At 58.0% G+C, this 18,948-nt stretch carries 18 protein-coding genes; 9 read left to right on the forward strand and 9 right to left on the reverse strand.

The window, feature by feature from the left end; translation table 11 throughout:
- Positions 1 to 14: 14 nt before the first annotated feature.
- Positions 15 to 1,109, reverse strand: a complete 1,095-nt coding sequence (locus HMPREF2860_RS04745; RefSeq protein WP_038628175.1) for a trimeric intracellular cation channel family protein — start codon at positions 1,107 to 1,109, stop codon at positions 15 to 17.
- Between the two features lie 57 nt (positions 1,110 to 1,166).
- On the opposite strand from HMPREF2860_RS04745, the gene HMPREF2860_RS04750 reads away from it, so the two are divergent.
- The 3 genes from HMPREF2860_RS04750 to HMPREF2860_RS04760 all read left to right on the forward strand — a co-directional run bounded on the left by HMPREF2860_RS04750 (position 1,167) and on the right by HMPREF2860_RS04760 (position 3,597).
- Positions 1,167 to 1,763 carry an HD domain-containing protein gene (locus HMPREF2860_RS04750; RefSeq protein WP_070560604.1) on the forward strand — a complete coding sequence of 199 codons (597 nt, stop codon included), beginning with the start codon at positions 1,167 to 1,169 and terminating at the stop codon, positions 1,761 to 1,763.
- 170 nt (positions 1,764 to 1,933) lie between these two features.
- Complete coding sequence (locus HMPREF2860_RS04755) at positions 1,934 to 2,968, forward strand: NADP-dependent oxidoreductase (protein ID WP_168162099.1); 1,035 nt, start codon at positions 1,934 to 1,936, stop codon at positions 2,966 to 2,968.
- Between the two features lie 95 nt (positions 2,969 to 3,063).
- Positions 3,064 to 3,597 carry an LURP-one-related family protein gene (locus HMPREF2860_RS04760; protein WP_224786560.1) on the forward strand — a complete coding sequence of 178 codons (534 nt, stop codon included), beginning with the start codon at positions 3,064 to 3,066 and terminating at the stop codon, positions 3,595 to 3,597.
- Between the two features lie 29 nt (positions 3,598 to 3,626).
- Here the strand turns inward: HMPREF2860_RS04760 and HMPREF2860_RS04765 are convergent, their stop codons facing one another.
- Positions 3,627 to 4,952: an MFS transporter gene (locus HMPREF2860_RS04765; RefSeq protein WP_222867337.1), complete on the reverse strand. Its 1,326-nt coding sequence runs from the start codon at positions 4,950 to 4,952 to the stop codon at positions 3,627 to 3,629.
- 140 nt (positions 4,953 to 5,092) lie between these two features.
- Between HMPREF2860_RS04765 and HMPREF2860_RS04770 the strand changes: the two genes are divergently transcribed.
- The 5 genes from HMPREF2860_RS04770 to nagB all read left to right on the forward strand — a co-directional run bounded on the left by HMPREF2860_RS04770 (position 5,093) and on the right by nagB (position 9,591).
- On the forward strand, positions 5,093 to 6,886 hold the full coding sequence (locus HMPREF2860_RS04770; RefSeq protein WP_070628629.1) for an ABC-ATPase domain-containing protein: 1,794 nt from the start codon (positions 5,093 to 5,095) through the stop codon (positions 6,884 to 6,886).
- A 96-nt stretch (positions 6,887 to 6,982) separates the two neighbouring features.
- Positions 6,983 to 7,771 carry a MerR family transcriptional regulator gene (locus HMPREF2860_RS04775; RefSeq protein WP_070429483.1) on the forward strand — a complete coding sequence of 263 codons (789 nt, stop codon included), beginning with the start codon at positions 6,983 to 6,985 and terminating at the stop codon, positions 7,769 to 7,771.
- A 75-nt stretch (positions 7,772 to 7,846) separates the two neighbouring features.
- A complete protein-coding gene (locus tag HMPREF2860_RS04780) occupies positions 7,847 to 8,161 on the forward strand; it encodes a cupin domain-containing protein (protein WP_070429484.1) in 315 nt (104 codons plus the stop codon).
- An 81-nt stretch (positions 8,162 to 8,242) separates the two neighbouring features.
- Positions 8,243 to 8,554 (forward strand): hypothetical protein, encoded by a 312-nt coding sequence (locus HMPREF2860_RS04785; protein WP_016422332.1) that lies wholly within the window; start codon positions 8,243 to 8,245, stop codon positions 8,552 to 8,554.
- A 251-nt stretch (positions 8,555 to 8,805) separates the two neighbouring features.
- Positions 8,806 to 9,591: a glucosamine-6-phosphate deaminase gene (gene nagB / locus HMPREF2860_RS04790; RefSeq protein ID WP_016422331.1), complete on the forward strand. Its 786-nt coding sequence runs from the start codon at positions 8,806 to 8,808 to the stop codon at positions 9,589 to 9,591.
- A gap of 60 nt (positions 9,592 to 9,651) precedes the next feature.
- Here nagB and HMPREF2860_RS04795 read toward each other — a convergent pair whose 3' ends face one another.
- Positions 9,652 to 10,269 (reverse strand): cation efflux transmembrane domain-containing protein, encoded by a 618-nt coding sequence (locus tag HMPREF2860_RS04795; protein WP_049180864.1) that lies wholly within the window; start codon positions 10,267 to 10,269, stop codon positions 9,652 to 9,654.
- Between the two features lie 42 nt (positions 10,270 to 10,311).
- Here HMPREF2860_RS04795 and HMPREF2860_RS04800 point away from each other — a divergent pair, with 42 nt between their 5' ends.
- The gene (locus tag HMPREF2860_RS04800) at positions 10,312 to 11,397 is read left to right on the forward strand and encodes a lipoate--protein ligase family protein (RefSeq protein WP_038628161.1); all 1,086 of its coding nucleotides are present in this window, start codon (positions 10,312 to 10,314) and stop codon (positions 11,395 to 11,397) included.
- Between the two features lie 161 nt (positions 11,398 to 11,558).
- On the opposite strand, the gene HMPREF2860_RS04805 is transcribed toward HMPREF2860_RS04800, so the two are convergent.
- The 6 genes from HMPREF2860_RS04805 to lepA all read right to left on the reverse strand — a co-directional run bounded on the left by HMPREF2860_RS04805 (position 11,559) and on the right by lepA (position 18,841).
- Complete coding sequence (locus HMPREF2860_RS04805) at positions 11,559 to 12,524, reverse strand: ADP-ribosylglycohydrolase family protein (protein ID WP_016422328.1); 966 nt, start codon at positions 12,522 to 12,524, stop codon at positions 11,559 to 11,561.
- Between the two features lie 79 nt (positions 12,525 to 12,603).
- Entirely contained in the window at positions 12,604 to 13,176 is a 573-nt protein-coding gene (locus tag HMPREF2860_RS04810) for a histidine phosphatase family protein (protein WP_005511515.1), read from the reverse strand.
- Positions 13,177 to 13,225: 49 nt separating this feature from the next.
- A complete protein-coding gene (locus HMPREF2860_RS04815; RefSeq protein ID WP_005511513.1) occupies positions 13,226 to 14,161 on the reverse strand; it encodes a hypothetical protein in 936 nt (311 codons plus the stop codon).
- Positions 14,162 to 14,289: 128 nt separating this feature from the next.
- Positions 14,290 to 15,873, reverse strand: a complete 1,584-nt coding sequence (locus tag HMPREF2860_RS04820) for a cation:proton antiporter family protein (RefSeq protein WP_005511540.1) — start codon at positions 15,871 to 15,873, stop codon at positions 14,290 to 14,292.
- Between the two features lie 91 nt (positions 15,874 to 15,964).
- A complete protein-coding gene (locus HMPREF2860_RS04825) occupies positions 15,965 to 16,981 on the reverse strand; it encodes an ankyrin repeat domain-containing protein (RefSeq protein ID WP_038628151.1) in 1,017 nt (338 codons plus the stop codon).
- A 12-nt stretch (positions 16,982 to 16,993) separates the two neighbouring features.
- The gene (lepA, locus tag HMPREF2860_RS04830; protein WP_070628630.1) at positions 16,994 to 18,841 is read right to left on the reverse strand and encodes a translation elongation factor 4; all 1,848 of its coding nucleotides are present in this window, start codon (positions 18,839 to 18,841) and stop codon (positions 16,994 to 16,996) included.
- Positions 18,842 to 18,948 lie beyond the last annotated feature (107 nt).

The following is an 18,948-nucleotide window of genomic DNA, read 5'->3' on the forward strand; positions in this document are numbered from 1 at the left end:
TCTCTACCGCTCCTCTAATCCCGCTGGTCGTATTTCTTCATTAGCTTTGCGACGAGCAAATCGGTCGCCTCATCGTCAGCAAGAATTTGATCCAACATCTCCCGGTATTCCCGCTGCCGCAGCGCAGTATCTTCCCCGTAATCGTCATAGGAATCGCCGGATAGGTCCACACCGAAATTGGATTCATCGCTTTCGTCTTGCTCTGTCTCCTGTTGTGCCGACGGAACTTCCAGATCCGCTGGGAAGTCCGCATTGAACTCCTCCAGGAATTCCTCCGCGTTGGCCTCTGCGTCGGAACGCGATACTCCCCTATCGACCTCAGCCTGAATGCGACGCTGCAGCGCCTTTTCCATCTGGCGGTGGCGCCAACTGCGCAGGCGCGCGGGCTCGAAGCGTCGACCGACCTCACGGCTCTTGCCCTCTGCGCGACGCGCGAGGACCGCAATCTGCGACGCGGTGTCGTTCAATGGTGCCCACTCAGAGCGTGCCGATACGCGCCAATTGCCCCAGTACCCCAGCAGCGACAGCAGAATGCTGACGACGGGACCGACGACCATGGACACGGCCATAAAACCCAGATGGTGGCCTCCGATGACAATAATTGCGCAAGCCACGGCGGGGATGACCGTGGGCTGATTGCCGCCGAAAACAGCGGGTACCCGCCCGGTAACAATGTCACGAATCATGGAACCGCCAGTGGCTGTGAAAACGCCCATCATGATGCACGGCAGAATGGGCAAGCCATACGTGACACCTTTGACCGTTCCCGTAGCGGCCCAAAGACCCGAAACCACAGCGTCACCGTGAACCTGAACGTATTCCCAGGTCTTACCTTTGAAATAGAAAAATCGCGCGATAAGTGCACCGGTGAATGCCAGGATTAGGTACTCCGGCTGACTCATTGCGGCGACGGTGCCCTGGTTAATCAGAACATCGCGAATCATGCCGCCACCCAGTGCGGAGAACAGCGCGATAAAGAAGAACCCGATGATGTCGTAGCCTCGTTGCCGGGCGATGGTGCCACCGATGATGCCCATGAGCAGGACACCACTGACATCGGACCACCGGTACATCGACTCGATGAGCGGATCTACTTCTGCGACGTTCATGATGTTCAAGCTTAGACGCTGCTATTTTTCATGCATCAACGAAAGGTCGGGATACCCATGGAAAACGCTGACACCTTTGCTTCGACACGCCCCAGTGGCAGGCTCATACGCGGCATCGCAACTGCTTCCCGCGCGCACGATGGGCACTACCGAAAGGGATCTGGCGTTCCCTATATCAGCCATCCAATGGCGGTGATGTTGATTGCGGCGAGCGTGACTAACGACGAAGACGTGCTGTTGGCAGCCCTCTTCCACGACATTTTGGAAGACGTGCCGGAAAACTACTCACGTGCCGAGATGGAAGATGAGTTCGGACCTCGCGTGGCCACGATCGTCGAGGGCGTCACCAAGAATTCTTCCTTGCCCTCCTGGCAGGAGCGTGCCGATGCCTACCTGGAGCAACTTTCTCGTGGCAGCGCGGAGTCAATCATCGTGGCCGCCGCGGATAGGTTCCACAATCTCAGCCAAACTCTGGAGGATTTAGACCGCGAAGGCCACTCCCTGTGGCGACGCTTTCGTTCAACTCCGAGCCAGCAATTGTGGTGGTACACGAATGTCCGCAACGTAATCGCCGAACGACTGCCCGACATGCCTCTGTTGGACGACTTGGACATTCTAATTGAGCGCCTCGATTCCTGGGTACAAGCGGCGTAACCTGCGTTTTTCCAATCGCTTTAAGTTATAAAAACATGTTTGGACATAGCCCGGAGCACTCAAGCGACGGTACAGTGGCAGCCTACGTGGCTCGGATATTTATCACGATATAGAGGCCACGCAACAACAATCCGACAATAGATCCAGGAATACGCAACAGGAGAAAAACAGTGACTTCCACTGATGCATCGTCCACAACCGAACTGCCCACCACCACTCAGCAGTGGGTTCTAGCTTCCCGACCGACCGGCCTGCCGACTGACGAGAATTTCCGCCTCGAGACCGTCGATTTGCCAGAGCTTAACGACGGCGACATTTTGGTAGCCAACTCGGTCGCTACCGTCGATCCCTACATGCGTGGCCGGATGAACGACACCAAGTCGTACGTTCCTCCTTTTCAGCTTGACCAGCCAATGACTGGCGGCGCTGTGGGCACTGTCCTTGCGTCCAAGTCGGATAAGTTCCAGGTTGGCGACGCTGTCCGCCACTCTTATGGCTGGCAGACCAATGCTGTTATTGCCGATTCCGAGGCAACACCGGTTGACCTCAACGTTGCACCGGCTGCTGCCCACCTGGGCATCCTTGGTCTTACTGGACTTACTGCTTACGTTGGCCTGACTGCTGTCGGAGAGATGAAGGAAGGCGACGTCGTCTTTATCTCTGGCGCTGCTGGTGCGGTCGGCTCGGCTGCTGGTCAGTTCGCCAAGCAGATGGGCGCAGCCCGTGTCATTGGCTCCGCCGGCTCGGACGAGAAGGTTGAGCGTCTACTCGAACTCGGCTTTGATGCCGCCTTCAACTACAACGACGGCCCGGTTGCAGAACAGCTGGCAAAGGCCGCTCCAGAGGGCATTGACTTCTACTTCGACAACGTCGGTGGCGACCATCTCGAGGCAGCCATCGGCGCGATGCGCACCTTTGGCCGCGTTGCTATGTGTGGCGCAATCTCCCAGTACAACAACACTGGAACTCCGACCGGACCACGTAACTTGGCTCTGGCGATTGGCAAGTGCATTACTCTGCGCGGCTTCGTCTTGGGCAAGTACCTGCACCTGGCAGATGAATTCCAGGAGCGAATGGCTCCGCAGGTCGTCAGCGGTAAGGTCGCCTACGATGTCACCACTCGCCACGGTATCGAGAACATGCCAGCTGCATTCCTCGAACTGTTTAGCGGAGGCAATACCGGCAAGATGGTCGTAGAGTTCTAAATAACTGTCATCGAGTTTGGAGCTAATTCGTGAACACACAGAAACCTCGACTGCTTACGACCGACACACTGCTAGTTCAAGAAACACGCAACGTTATGCGCAGTGAATACTCTATTTTCGATGACAACGGCACCCAGATTGCCCAAATTACCCAAGCAGGATCACTGGGTCGACGCATGTTGGGCATCGGTGTCAAGTACGACATCTTCGATATGGACGAGGATGGCAAAGAGGGCGACAAGCTCCTCACCATCACCGACCCCGCGAACGTTTTCGGCGACACATACAAGGTTCTCACACCCAACGGCGCTAAGATCGCCACAGCCAAGACCAAACGATTCAGCCTAAAATCACGGCTAACTTTGTCCGTCAAAGGGCTTTCCGACGTCGATGTTGACGGCGGCTTCCGCGGTAAAAATTACGCACTGACCAGCAAGGGACGCCCGATTGCGAAGATTGACCGGAAGTACCGTGGTCTCAAAGGCGCTATTACCGGCAAGGACACGTACGCTCTGCATTTGGAGCCGAACTTGAACGAGGAAACGCGGGCTGCGGTGATCGGTACTGCGCTGGTTATTGACATTGTCAGGCGCAAGAACGATGAGGCTGTAGCGGTTAGTGTGAGCTAGCGCTTCCGCCTTGTTAAAGAACTGCCCTGCTAAGGCGTCACCTTGTGCGGCGCCGAGACTTCCTTCAGCCTGCTGGACATAGCGACACCAACCAGTCCCATTAGTGCCAGGAAGATTAAAGCTGCCGCAGGGCCGAAGCTGGCGATAACACCCGAAAGCGCACCGACGATGAGCAGGACAACGCCCATGATGGTGTTGGCTGCTCCGACATACTCGGTGCGCTTGTCTCCTTCTGCCATGTCCACAACATAGGTCGAACGAGCCACGCGAACACCGGCGTGGACGACGGACATCGCGAAGAAGCCGAGCGGGAAAATCCAAGCGTTCGCACCGGCGGAAAGCCAGTGAGCACTTGCGACCAACAAAAAGAGAACAATAGAACCGACCAGCGAAGAGTAGGTCAACACCTTCTTCGAGGATTTATCCGACCAGATTCCGGCGACTTTTCCACCAACCAAAGAGGCGAAGCCTGCGGCGAGCATGAAGATACCGACATTGGCGCTTACTCCCCCGCCGCTACCGTCAGAGGCTTCCAGATCAGCTCCCACCTGTGCACTTAGGGTTACGATGAACGACGTGGATAATGCTGTGACCAGCAACAAACTACGGACGATCACAAAGTCGCGGAAGTTCTTATCCTCTTTAAAGAGCCGCCAGGTGTCCTGCCACCAGGTTTTATTCGGTTCTTCCTTGTCCCCCTCGTTGGTGGGCTCAACAATCCCACGGAAAATCAAAACTGCTGCTACCCACGACAGTGCCGCAACAAAGATGAGCCCCGCCACGATTGGTTTGGTGACGTTGTCGCGGAGAATCCACAACACTGCACCAACAATAATTGCGGCGACACCGCCCAACATCGCAGCTCGGCCACTAATCTGCCCGCGCTGCCCCTTCGGAATCGTGCGGCCCTGGACATCCTTTGAGGCCATCGAGCACAGGGCTCGGGCCGTTGCAAAGCCTGCAAGCGCGACGATGACAGCGACGCCGAGCGCGGTGCCTTCTAGGAACAACGCAGCCAGACCAATCAGCGCTGCTGCGATGGCTTGCCCCAAAGCACCAGCGATCCAGACGGTTGTGCGGCGCGGGCGAGATTTCACCCAAGGTGTGAGGGCGGCCTGCGGAAGCATCGAACCGGACTCGCGCACCGGCACAAGCATGGCGATGAAGAAGCCCGGCGCGCCAGCCGAATGCAGCAGCCATGGCAACAGCGTCTTCGCCGCGACGATTTGATCGCCGATATTCTGTAGTCCGTTCGCCCAAACGTAACGCTTGGCATTCGCGCGGGCGTGTTTTTGCACCGACTCTGGGGTGTTCCCTGCGTCCGTGGGTTTGTCAGCTTCCGAGCTATCAGTCATGGCTCTCACGCTACCTGCCTGTAGCAACGGCGCTACCGTATGCGGCAGCCCCGCTGTGTCGCCCGACGGCAATTCTCATCCGGCGCTCAGTCGCTACACTCGCGGGAAGAACACCGAATTCCCTCAACGAAAGTAGCAATATGCCCGCTGACCTTTATCGACGTCTCTCCAACCTCGATGGCAAGAGCTACGGCGCATACAAATCTCTTCGTGGCTCCCACGACCTGCCGGATCTGGACGCGACGCTGTTTGTCGACAAGGTCCAATCCGACCCTTACGCTCCAGCATCACGGGCACGCGTCCACATTCCGCTGTCAGTGCTGGACTATCGCGGAGCCTCCCGCTCACAACCCGGCAGGTTCAGCACGGCAGAGCTCGATTTGTTGAACCGCAGCCTCGTGCGAGCTTTTAAGAAGTATGGCCGCGGGCTGTTTATCGATTCTCCGGGGCAGCAGGTCTTGCGCCGAACAGCTGTCGCTGAGCTCCGTGGGGATGCGCACGACGTCGATAAGCATGATGATGCCCTCCAGATCTGCCTGGAAATCCAGCTGCCCGCCCGCGGCCGGCGCATTCTCGGGCGTGAGGCGGCGCGCTTGATCTGTGAGGATTTGTTGGACGCGTTTGACGACGCCATTGTAAACGCACCCATCGATGCGCTCGAGGCAGCCGCGGAATTGGAGTATGACCAGCTCTTTTTGCGCCGTGCGGTAGCGGACGCGGACCTGATTGGGTTTGTGACAGACGGGTCGGTGTTGCCCCGTCAGGCGGGCAATAGCCAGCTGCCGAAGCCCGGCGCGACTGCGTTTACCTCGCCGGAATCGTTGCAGCACAGTTTTCAGTTGCCGTCGGGTAAAATGGTGCACGGCATGGGCATTCCGCGGGGCGTGACGTTGATTGTCGGCGGTGGCTACCACGGCAAGTCCACGCTACTGTCCTCCCTGGTCACTGGCGTGTATGACCATGTCGCTGGCGACGGCCGCGAGTTTGTGGTCGCTGACGAGACTGCGGTTGCGCTGCGTGCCGAGGACGGCCGGGCCATCACTGGTGTGGATATCTCGCCGTTTATCAACGGTCTTCCCTCCGGTGATGACACGACCCGGTTTTCCACGGCGAACGCGTCGGGGTCGACCTCCCAAGCTGCGGGTCTGATGGAGGCGCTGGGTTCCGGTGCGCGCGTGTTGCTCATCGATGAGGACACCTCCGCAACTAACTTCATGATTCGTGATGAGCGCATGCGCCGACTCATCCCCGATGACCGGGAGCCGATTACTCCACTGGTCGCACGGGTCCGCGAGCTCTGGGAGGACCACGGGATCTCCACGGTCATCGTCGCTGGTGGTTCTGGTGCGTTCATCGATGTCGCGGACACCGTGATTGCTATGGATGCGTACACGCCTTACGACGTCACCGAGCGCGCCCGTGAGCTCCGAGAATCTGCCACTCCGGCTGCACCTTCGCCAGCTTTTGCGCAGATCGGTGAGCGTTTTCTGCAGGCTGACTTCCCTGCCGGTGAGAGCCGTGGTGGACATGGTGGTCGTGGTGGTCATGGGCATGGCAGTCGCGGTGGGCGCGGTGGTCGTGGCAGTCGCGGCGGGCGCGGTAGCGGCGCGAAACCGCCTAAGCCACCGCGTGCTCGTTGCCTCGAACTGATTCAGGTGGGCAAGGACAATCTTGACCTGCGCGCTGTCGGCCAATTGATGGATTCCTCCCAAACAGAAGCCATTGCCCGGATTCTGGGCGCCGTTGTAAAGCAGCTCGATGGACGTACTGACCTCACCGAGCTAATTCAGCGTGAGTACTACAACTTTTGTCATTCGCTCTTCGACGCGGCAGCTGCGTCTACCAATTCTGGTCATCTGGCGGAGCCTCGTTTCCAGGAGGTTGTGGCGGCAATCAACAGGCTTCGGCTCTTGCGGTCGGGCCCCGCAGATTGACAGTCGCGGGAACGGCACACCTACGGCTGCCGCAACTAACTTCTTCGACGGATTTCGGCGTCGGGTCTTGACCTTGACGCGACGTCAAACAGAAAGATGATTCCCGTGAGCAACAACGACAACGAGTACACCATCGGCGAGGCAGCCGAGCTCCTGGGCGTTACCACGCGCACGCTGCGACATTGGGATGCCATCGGGCTGCTCAGCCCGCAGTATCGCACGTGGTCCGACTACCGCCTCTACACCGATGAGGACATCGACACCGCGCTGGAGATCCTGGTCTATCGCGCCGCTGGTGTGCCGTTGAAGACTATCGAGGAGTTCATTCACGGCGATTCCTCCCCGAGAAGTCGGAAAGATCGTTTGCTCGCTCAGCGAACTGTTCTCACAGAGAAGATCGCTGACCTGCACCACATGGTGCAGTCTCTGGACAAACTGATTGAGGAAGGACACACAATGGAAGCAAAGACGAAGGCAGAGCTCTTGGGCCGCGATTGGCAGAATCTAGAAGCCGAAGCTGAGGAACGCTGGGGCGACACCACCGAGTGGGAGCAATCCCAGCAGGCTCAGGAAAAGATGGACGACAGCGACTGGGCCGCTCTTGAGGCAGAGGCTAAGGATTTTGCCGATGCGCTTGCCGACGCTGCTGAGCGACACGTGGAGCCAGGTTCCGAAGAGGCGGCCGAGCTAGTTGACCGTCACTTGGCCTCTATTACCCGCTTCTACGAGGCCGGTCGAGAAAAGCAGATTCTGCTGGCTCGCATGTACGTCGCTGATTCCCGGTTTGACCGGTATTACCGCGGCAATGCTGGCTACCTGCTGGAGTTGATTGAAGCTCAGGCCCGTAAGGAAGGTATTGACCCGGCAAGTGCCGAGTGGCGGTAGGTAGCGCTAGACACCGGACGGCAGCCGTTCATCCAGGCCTTTCCACTCGGGACGAAATCCGCTTAGAATTGGCTCATGAAATTCATCGAAGCCGCAGACTTCACCGCTGATCGCCCGTGGGGTGCACTGAATGTTGTCACTATGACTGGCGCCACAAGCGTCCGGCTCCACTGGAGCGATCAGCCATACAAGTGGCACATCAATGATGGCGAAGAGGTCTTTGTGGTTGTCGACGGAGCCGTCGACATGCACTACCGCGATGCGGGACAGGAATGCGTACGCACATTAACGCCTGGCACTATCTGTTTTGCAGAAGCCGGCGACGAGCATGTCGCGCACCCGCAGGGCGAGGCGCGCATGCTTGTCATTGAAAAAGAAGGCTCAGTCTAGCCCACAGCAACAGCAGCCGACAGTGCGCACTTCGGCATCCCCATAACTGCGTCATAACCCCGACTCGGGAAGGAATTAACTATGAAGTTCTCTCGCTCTCTCGCCGCTGTTATCATCGGCGCCGCTGCCGTACTTGGCTCCGTCGTGGCTTCCCCGACAATTGCACAGGCGATTAACTGCCCATTTGCTCCGGTGCACAAATACGAACAGCACCGTTTCTCAGGATCTTCGACTTCGGCCGATGCTTTCCAGGTTTGGTTTGACGGTGGCGTGTACGTTGAACCAATTGTCGAAACACTGGATTTGGTTGAGCTTCAGGTCAACGATACCCAAGTCGCTCAAGCTGGTGACATCATCTACAAGGACGAAGACGGCAATTTCTGGGTGAAGTAGCCCAGGGCCAGAAACAATACGCCCCCAACACACTCAGAGTAACGCCAACTGTGGCGTTGCCCTGAGTGTTTTTCGTTGCCCGGAAGAAGTTGATAAACAAGAAAAACAGAGTGTAATTACAGGAATTAACCAATGGCAGATTAACCTCGTCTGAATAGGGCTGTAGCGCCTAGCGTTGTGGAGTCACTAGAATTCTGCCCCGCCCCTTTTCATTTTCTGCCACGAGCCCTCGTTTTCTGGAGTGTTCCACCATGGAAATCATCATCGTCGATTCTGAGGCTGAAGTCGCGAGCATCGCTTCGGATTACCTCGCGCACTACGCCAACAAGGGTGCAAACCTCGGTGTAGCAACAGGATCGACCCCGCTTGCGACGTATCGGGAGCTGATTCGTCGCCATCGGGCTGGTGAAGTCACTTTCAAGGACTGCAGCTTCTTCGCACTCGACGAATACGTGGGCCTGCCCATCGAGCATGAGCAGAGCTACTACCACGTGATTCACAACGAGTTTTCCGATCACGTGGATGTCGACCCGGCGCGGGTCCATATTCCCGATGGTCTCGCAGACGACATTGGCGCTGCCTGCGAGGACTACGAACGCAAGATTATCGAGGCCGGCGGCATTGACATTCAGTTACTGGGCATCGGCACAAATGGGCATGTCGGTTTTAACGAGCCCGCCAGCTCTTTCGGTTCCCTGACTCGCATTAAGACGCTGCACCCGCAGACCGTGCTGGATAACGCCCGCTTCTTCGACTCCACCGAAGACGTGCCGTACCACGTGGTCACCCAGGGTCTTGGCACCATTTCACGTGCGGGGCACCTCCTGCTGCTGGCCACAGGTTTTGCAAAGGCGCATGCCATTGCCGCCTCCATCGAGGGCCCGCTGAGCGCTTCTATGCCCGCGTCCGTATTGCAGCTGCACCCACGGGCCACGGTTGTGATTGATCAGGCTGCAGCCAGTGAGCTGAAGAACAAGGAATACTACGAGTTCACCTACGCTCATAAGCCGCAGTGGCAGAAGGATATGTGGAAGTAGGCCCCAGCTGCCCCCCCTACTATTGCCCTACCGCACCCCGCCACACACGACTAGTCTGCACTAGTCGTCGTCATCGTCATCCATCTCCAGCTCGGGGTCTTCGGCACGCGCCTGCTCGTAGACCTCCTTTGCGGCCGTGAGATTAATGACGCCGATGACAAGTCCTACGACGATGTCCGGCCATGCGCTGAACCAGAAAATGGTGACCACTCCAGCGGCGAGAATGAGCAGGTTCGCCAGGACGTCGTTACGCGCCGCCAACCACGCGCCGCGCATGAGCGCACTGTCGGCTTTGCGCAGGTTCATCAGCAAAATCGCGCAGACCAGGTTGATGACCATCGCAATAATCGCAGTCACCGACAGCGTTAGCGGCTCTGGCGGCTCACCGCTGATCATCTTCCAGATGGCAGTGCCGAACGCCGCAATCGCCGGAATCAGGATTAGCCCGGCAAGGCCGAAGCTTGCTTTACGACGGCTCGCCAGCGACCAACCCAATGCGGTGAGAACCAGCAGGTTCATGAGGAAATCTTCAAGAAAGTCTGCAGCGTCGGCGAACAGCGCTGCGGAGCCAATAATTGAGGCAACAATTAATTCAATGAAGAATCCGAGAAGATTCAGGCCTGCTACCCACGCAACAATTTTGCGGGCACGGTGATCCAAAGTCGATGAGGTAAACACGGGGGGGCATCGTAACGCCCGGCACGAGTACCATCGAAACCCATGACCCCCGCACAGAAATTTCACTCAGAAATGAAGGTTCCCGGCGGCAAATTGGTTGTTGCCGACTGCGAGACCACAGGTGACACGATTTCGTCGATAAGCATTTCGGGCGATTTTTTCCTCGAACCCGATGAAGCCTACGACATTATTAATGACGCTCTCCTCGGTGCGCCTGCCGGGGACAATACGGAACGCCTACAGGCTCGCCTCGATGCGGCGCTGAAGGATTTTGAGGATCAGTCTGGCCGCGAGGTGCGACTGCACGGTTTTGATACCCACATCATTGCGCAAGTCGTTCGACGTGCACTGACACAGGCCGTCGACTTCACTGATTTGGAGTGGGAGGTTTTGCAGCCGGGTGTCCTGCCGACGGTGATGAATGTTGCGCTCGACGAGGTCCTTCTTGATCAAGTCAATTCCGGGCAGCGCGGACCGACTCTGCGTTTCTGGGATTGGGATGATCGTGCCACTGTGATCGGTTCATATCAGTCTTATGTCAACGAACTCGAGCCCGAGGGTGTAGAGAAGCACGATGTGCAAGTGGTGCGTCGTCTCTCCGGCGGTGGCGCGATGTTCATGGAGGGCGGCAACTGCGTCACCTACTCGATCTATGTACCAGAGAAGCTGGTCGCTGGTCTTAGCTACGTCGAATCCTATGAATTCCTCGACCGCTGGGTCATCGCTGCACTTGCGCAGCTCGGGGTCAATGCGTGGTATGTCCCCATCAATGACATCACCTCCGATGGCGGCAAGATTGGTGGTGCCGCACAGAAGCGCCGTGGCTCAACAGTGCTTCACCACGTCACCATGAGTTATGACATCGACGCTGACAAAATGATGGAAGTCCTGCGCATTGGCAAGGCCAAGATTGCCGATAAGGGCCTGCGCAGCGCGAAGAAGCGCGTCGATCCGCTCCGTCGCCAGACCGGTGCCAGCCGCGCGGAAGTCATTGACACGATGAAGCAGACATTCATCAACCGCTACGGTGCCGCCGAGGCATCGCTTTCCGATGAGGACTTCGCTGCGGCGCAGCATCTTATTGACACCAAATACGGCACGGAGGGCTGGACTCACCGAGTCCCCTAATGCCCACGCCAACTATCTAAATGAAGAAAATCTTCGGGAAAGAGAGTTAACTGGATAAAAAGTAAACCAAGGAGACTCGGCGTGGACGACGAGAAGAAACGGCGTCAAGTGGAAAGAAATCTGACGATACGTCCACTCATTAGTGAGTGCGTCGCCGAATATTAGCTCTCCATGCCCACCAGTTTCTCCGCCAACTCCGCAACATCGTTTGGGTGATACTGCGCGGGCCGGTTTCGCTTCGGCGAGCAGGAATCAATGACATCCCGCCACCGCTGCGGAATGCCGGAGGCCCCAAAGACGCCACCGAGAAAAGCACCAACAATGGCCGCGTTAGTGTCGGTGTCGCCGCCACGGCCAATGACTCGGACCAGAGAGTCCTCAAAGGTCGTGGTTTTGTCTTCTACCCGGCGCAGTTCTTCATGCAGTGCCCACAGCGCAAAGCGCAGCCATCCCTGATGCACCGAGAAATCCGGCTCCCCGCTATCCACCACGGCACCGCTGGCCTGCCACTCGGTTTCCCACTGCGCGCGCTGGGAAGCCAGCCACTCCATCAGCGCACTCACGCCAATGCCGCGGCGCGGCTGGTGGAGGCCGCCGCTGATGACGTCGGCAAGCGCGGATGCGTAACGTGAATTGGCCTCTATGCACACTGGGTGCGGGTGCGTGATGGCGGCGTCCTTGCGGGCGAGTTCGCCAGCACGTGCGGGGTTGCGCCAGTACACGATAGCCAGCGGTGAGATACGCATGAGCGCGCCGTTAGCCTGGGAGTTCGGGTTCGGCGCGCGCCGGAGCAACGCTGCCGTGGTGGCCTCTCCGATGTCGAAAGCGTCGGAGTTTGCCCAGCGCACATAGGACTCGCGGACATCGGCGGCATCGTAGCCTTCGCAGCGCACCAGTGAGCGTGCCAGCGCCAGCGCCATTTCGGAGTCATCAGTGGGCTGGCCGGCGGCGATGTTGTGGGTGCCGCCATCGGCAAGTTCACAGACACCGTGTGGGTAGCGCTGTGCAATCTCCTCGGCACTACAAAACTCCACTAGCGCGCCGAGGTTATCGCCGATGACCTGGCCATAGAGCACGCCGCGGGCACGGTCGACTACGCGGGCGAAAGCATCGGAATTGTGATTCACAGGCACCTCTTACAGAGCTTGACGGCGTTGGCGGCTTGAATGGCATCGGCGAATTCACCGAGACACCTGTACAACGCCGCTACAATCCCCGCGAGAGGTTCCAGCGCAGAACCGCAGGTCGGTCATGGTAGCGACCGAGCACGGACAGGGATGCGGTATTCAATGGGAAGGACTGGCCAAGTGCAATGGGCAGTTCCAACCAGGCTGTGGTGAGCGCACGCAGCGAGTGACCGTGGGCGAACAGAATCGCCTTGTCTTCGCCCGATTCACGCACCCTTTTCACCACTCGCTCAACTCGCTCACGGACTTCCTCCGCGGTTTCGCCATTGGGCACACCGTGAGTCCAAATCTGCCAATCGGGAACGGTCTTTTGCACTTCCTTCGAGGTAATCCCCTCGTAGTCGCCATAGAACCATTCCGCGAGATCCTCTTCGACCTCGAAGTCGTGGAACCCCGCCAATCGAGCGGTCTCCTGGGCGCGCTGACGGGGTGATGCCAGCACTAGCCCAAAGTCCTTCGGATCCAGCCAGCCGTTGAGGGCCTTGGCTTCTTCCCGACCGTTGTCAGTCAGCGGAAGATCAGTTACCGATGTGTGCTGCCCAGTGCGCGACCACTCAGTTTCACCGTGCCGCACGAGATATAAATCAGTCATAGTTCCAGCTTAGGCTTATTTGAAAATGCTGTTAGCCGCGGTAACCCTGCTAGCCCATCACGGGGTCACGGACTTCCAAGCCATGCTCCGGGTCCTCACACACCGTTACCGCTCCCAACTCCTCAGACCTCGCCGCCGTCGGAGAGCTACAGGTCCAGTCCCCTACTTGAGCGGTCAGGGTGTTGCCACCGCCCTCAGTGTCCTTGATTGCGTCGTACCGATCCAACACATCCATGGCCTCAGCGCAGGTCATCTCGCCCTTGACCACTTCCGCCAGACGATGGCCCTCCATGGCACCGCACATCATCGGCCCCTGAACAAGTGCATCCGTGCCCTGACTGTAGCCCCTCGCCGGCTCACTCCCCTGGGCCATGAGTTCCTCGACGGAATCGAAAACCTTGCCGGAGGTGCGAATATTCTTGTCCTTGCCTTCGATGGCAAAGGCCGCGTTATCCGACTGGCACACCAGCTTGTTCGCATCCGTCTTCGCACACGCAGCGGTGCCGAAGCTCGTCCATTGGCCGTCGTCAAGCTCTTCCTGAGCCGGCGGTACCCCTTCGACGAGCGTGTACGCGGCACCTGAAGTATTCAGCATGATTGCGCCCGGCGACTGTGGTGGGAACGGCGGAACCTCCACGTCGGGAATCGACGAATCAGCCTTACCGATGCACGTCACCGCGCCGTCTGAGTAGAAACACTCGCTCTTTTTCCCGTCTAGCGTGACGTAGAACGCCTTGATTCCGTTCTGGCTAAACCGCTGAACGTCAATTTTCTGGTAGGCGCTTTCATCAAATCCGATGCTGTCGACGCTTGTCCCCTTCGTCGGCGACGGCATCTTCGGATTATCGCCCTCGCTTGCCGACGTCGATTGCGACTGTACCTCACTCTGATCATTGTTGCTTTGTGATGCGGCGGCATCTTCGGAATCTGAAGATGAGCAGCCGACGAGAGTTCCGAGCATGACAACAGCAAGGCCCGCGGTCATCCGAAACATCGCACTGCGACTGGATCGAATAGGACTCGCGGGCATCTGGTTTTGGGTGACTGACATGAAATCAGCTTATCGCCGAACGAATCGGCTGGCTTGTTGTTTGCCGTATTTAACGGATGCGACTAAGACCGCTGCTTAAGCGTCTCCACTGCACGGTCGGCGAGCTCCTCGCCAGCACCGTCGTAGAGGTAGACGGCCATGTCGGCACCAACGTTGAGAAGCTGATCCTTAAACCTCTGCACCTTAGTGGTGGTAGCAACCACGGCTTCGGTGTCCTGCTTACGGATGTTCTGAATCATCGCGTAGGTCTCAGCGTGCTCAGACAGCGCCAACACGTACAGCGCTGGTTTCTTCTCCAACTCGATGTGGTGCCAGAGCTCTGGGTCTGTCACATCGCCTGGGATGACCTGGTAACCCTGCTCGCGCAGCTCTTCGATGCGATCCTCGTCGAAATCAACACCGAAGACGTTCATGCCGTACTCGTTGACCAACCTGCCGTAGACACCAACGCCGACTCGCCCCATACCCATGATGAGAGCATCGGCGTTATCAATAATGACCTTTGCCTCTTCTGGCACCAGGCGGTCCTCTGGGGTTTCTGGGACGAACTTCTGCAGGAAGCTGACAATCTTGTCTTCGTGCGGGGCCATCAGCGAGCTGGCAATGAAGCTACCCGCCACGGCGACTGCCATAATCGAGGTCCATTCTTCCGGCAGAATGTCCTGTTGCGTCGCCGCCGCCATCACAATTAGGCCGAACTCCGAGTAGTTACTCAACGTCAGCCCCGCCAGCGCACTCGTGCGCAGCGACAGTCCCATGCGCTTGAGAATCCAGATGAAGATAGTGGCCTTGAACACCAGGAACAGCACCATAATCGCAGCGATGACGTAGCCGCCCGCGCTTGGCAGACCACCGAGACCAATCTCGATAAAGAACGCGACCAGCAGTAGCTCACGAATACTAATCAGTGCTTCCGACAGACGGTCAGAAATTGGGTGCGAAGACAGCAGAATACCGGCGACCAGGGACCCCAGCGAGCCAGAGAGCCCTGCCAGTTCGAAAGCCGAGTAAGAAGCCACTGCAATACCAATACCGGTGAGAACCAGCAGCTCAGTGCGGAACATGCGGTTGGGAAGCCGCGCCGCCAGCGGGCGAATGAAGAACAATAGTGGCAGCGCCAGCGCCCACAGCTCCGGGGTCTTACCCGACGATGCCACCAGCACGCCGACCGCAATGATGTCCTGCAGAATGAGTACACCAATCGCGATACGTCCGATGGCCGAAGCACCGCGGTTCTGCTCCTCCAAGTGGCTCATCACAAACACCGTCGACGAAAATGAAGTCGCGATGCCGATGTAAATTAGCGCGGTCACCGACAGTCCCGTGAGCTCACGCAGCGGCAAGAAACTGGCGACACCGAACAGCACGGCAAAAACTACCGTGTTTAAAAACGCGTGGCCAAGCCCCGAAAAGACCACTCGTGGCGCCACGATATCCTTCGGATTTAGCTTCAGACCGATTGTGAACAGCAAGGTGGTAACACCAAGCTCGGCCAGCGAATCAATGAACGGGATTTCCTCAAGCCCCATTGCATGAACGGCAAAACCGGCCCCAAGGAAACCAATCAGCGGCGGCAGCCGAAGCAACGACGCACCGAGTCCGCCGATAATCGAAAACAGTATTGCTGTTAGGTATACGGATTCCACCCATCAAAGATATCAGCTGACACTACCGATTGATGCAGTGGCTAACCATTAACAGATTTTTAACACCAAACCGGGGTTAGCTTCTTGGGAGTTAGCGCCGGTACGGGACCTCGCCCAACGCAATCGGCTGCGGGTGCTCTGTAACCCACTCGATTGTCGCCTCCGTCAGCGCATCAATGTCCGCCTCACCAGCTTTGCGCTGCTTTACGACGGCCATGGCATCCTCGGCGGCCCCAACCGTCTCCAGCCAGAAGTCGATCATCTTGGCATAGTCTTCGTCCCAGTTGACGTAGCCCATCTCCAGCGCTTCGTACCCGAGCCGGCCCACGATGCGGATAACTTCGCCCTGCACAGTCGCGGCTGGGCCACCACCCGGCACCAGGTAGTTCCAGAGGTATCGGAACTGGCCGTTGATCGACTTGTCTGCGGGGACAATAATGTCGCTGTGGCCGTCGTGAGGCGTGATTTCCTGCGGGCGGTCAGCACCGATGCGCTCATATAGTCGATCCATGACTGGCTGGTACTTGTCGCGCTGCTTGTCTGACAGGCGGTTGTAGCGGCGACCGAACTTAGTGAACTCTTCGCGAGCTTCGTCGTCGATTTCCGAACCCGCGTCCAGGAGCACCTCGATACTCGCTAGGACTCGACTGAGGGAATCGATATCGGCGGTAGCGACGGCCTCTTTGAACGCTGTCCGGCCGTGACCGAGGCGGTTCTCGCGGTGAAGGTCAGCGCCATTTTCCAACAGCAACGCAATGGCCTTGGGCTGATGGCTCTTCGCTGCCTGGAATAGAGGCCAGTGTTTGCCAGCTTCGATGTCAGCACCGCATTCGAGCAGGACTTTCATCTTGTCGGTATCGCCCCGGCTTGCGTGCTCTGCCAGGGCGGTTTTACCGAAGCGGTTCTCGGTGTTGACGTCGATTCCCTGGTCGATTAGCCAGCGCATGAGCTCCGGCGGGGTGCCACGGAGCGCTAGTGCAGTGTCCTTGCTGTATCCGAAAACTGCGTTGAGTGCGCAAGCGTCATAGACGGCCTTCAGCGCATCCATGTCACCGGCTTCGAGCAGCTCTTCGAAGTCCTCGACCAGTTTCTTCCGCTTCCGTGGCATGCAGTTTCCCCTCTACTTACCGCCCTCGTCGGTCGACAGCGCAGCCACGAATGCTTCCTGAGGCACCGAGACCGAACCGATGTTCTTCATACGCTTCTTACCGGCCTTCTGCTTCTCCAGCAACTTGCGCTTACGGGAAATGTCGCCGCCGTAACACTTGGCAAGAACGTCCTTGCGCAGTGCACGGATGTTCTCGCGGGCGATAATCTTCGAACCGATTGCCGCCTGAACCGGGACCTCGAACTGCTGGCGGGGGATTAGCTCGCGCAGCTTCTTGGTCATCTTGTTGCCGTACCACTGGGCGTTGTCGCGGTGGACGATCGCGGAGAACGCATCGACAGCCTCGCCCTGCAGGAGAATGTCCACCTTGACCAGGTCCGCAATCTGCTCGCCGGCGTCTTCGTAGTTCAGCGAAGCATAACCCCTAGTGCGGGACTTCAGCATGTCGAAGAAGTCGAAGATGATCTCACCCAGTGGCATCTTGTAACGCAGCTCCACGCGATCCTCGGACAGGTAGTCCATACCGCCCATCTCGCCGCGCTTCTGCTGGCACAGCTCCATGGTGGGACCAACGAATTCACTCGGCACAACGATGGTGCACTTGACCATCGGCTCGTAAATCTCGCGGAGCTTGCCCTCCGGCCAGTCACTCGGATTGTGAACGGTGACCTCGGTGCCGTCCTCAGTGACAACGCGGTAGACAACGTTCGGGGCCGTCGAAATCAGATCCAGGTCAAACTCGCGCTCCAGTCGGGCGCGGGTGATCTCCATGTGCAGCAGCCCCAGGAAACCACCGCGGAAACCAAACCCGAGAGCCACCGAGGTCTCCGGTTCGAATGTCAACGAAGCGTCGTTAAGCTGGAGCTTTTCCAACGCATCGCGCAGGTCAGGATAGTCGGCCTGAGAAATTGGGAACAGCCCGGAGTAGACCATTGGCTTGGGCTCTTCGTAGCCTTCCAGCGGCTCCTCAGCCGGTGTGGCGTTCAGCGTGACGGTGTCACCGACCTTGGACTGACGGACATCCTTCACACCGGTGATGAGATAACCGACCTCGCCGACGCCAAGCCCCTTACACTTCTTCGGTTGCGGCGAAACAATGCCAATTTCCAGCAGCTCGTGCTTAGTGCCAGTGGACATCATCTGAATGACTTCACGCGGCTTGAGCTGACCATCAACAACACGGATGTAGGTGACCACACCGCGGTAGGTGTCGTAGACCGAGTCAAAAATCAGCGCACGGGCAGGTGCCTCCGGGTCGCCGACCGGTGCCGGGACGAGCTCACAGACTCGGTCGAGCATCTCCTCAACGCCCTCACCAGTCTTACCCGAAACACGCATGACATCTTCCGGTTCACAGCCGATGATGTGCGCAATTTCCTCCGCGTATTTATCCGGATCCGCGGCTGGAAGGTCAATCTTGTTCAGTACCGGGATGATTTCCAGGTCATTTTCCATGGCCAGGTACAGGTTGGCCAGTGTCTGCGCTTCGATGCCTTGAGCAGCGTCGACCAGCAGAATTGCGCCTTCACACGCCTCCAGCGCACGCGAGACTTCGTAGGTGAAGTCAACGTGACCCGGCGTATCAATCAGGTGCAGGACGATTTCTTCGCCTGCGTGCTTACCTGTGCGCGGAACCCACGGCAGGCGCACGTTCTGAGCCTTAATGGTAATGCCTCGTTCGCGCTCAATATCCATGTTGTCGAGGTACTGATCGCGCATGTCGCGCGCCTCGACAACACCCGAGAGCTGCAGAATTCGGTCCGCCAGGGTGGACTTACCGTGGTCAATGTGCGCAATGATGCAGAAATTTCGAATCCGTGAAGGGTCCGTAAAAGTCTGCTCCGCAAAATTCTTGGTCACGTTGGGTCTACTCCGAAAAATAAAGACGTTATGGGCATTGGGGCGCGGCGTTGGCCGACCCATATGCGCCGGCCTCGAAAACCGACCAGCCGGGCTTAAATACAATC

This window comes from Corynebacterium sp. HMSC064E10, from assembly GCF_001812505.1.
Lineage (GTDB): Bacteria > Actinomycetota > Actinomycetes > Mycobacteriales > Mycobacteriaceae > Corynebacterium > Corynebacterium amycolatum.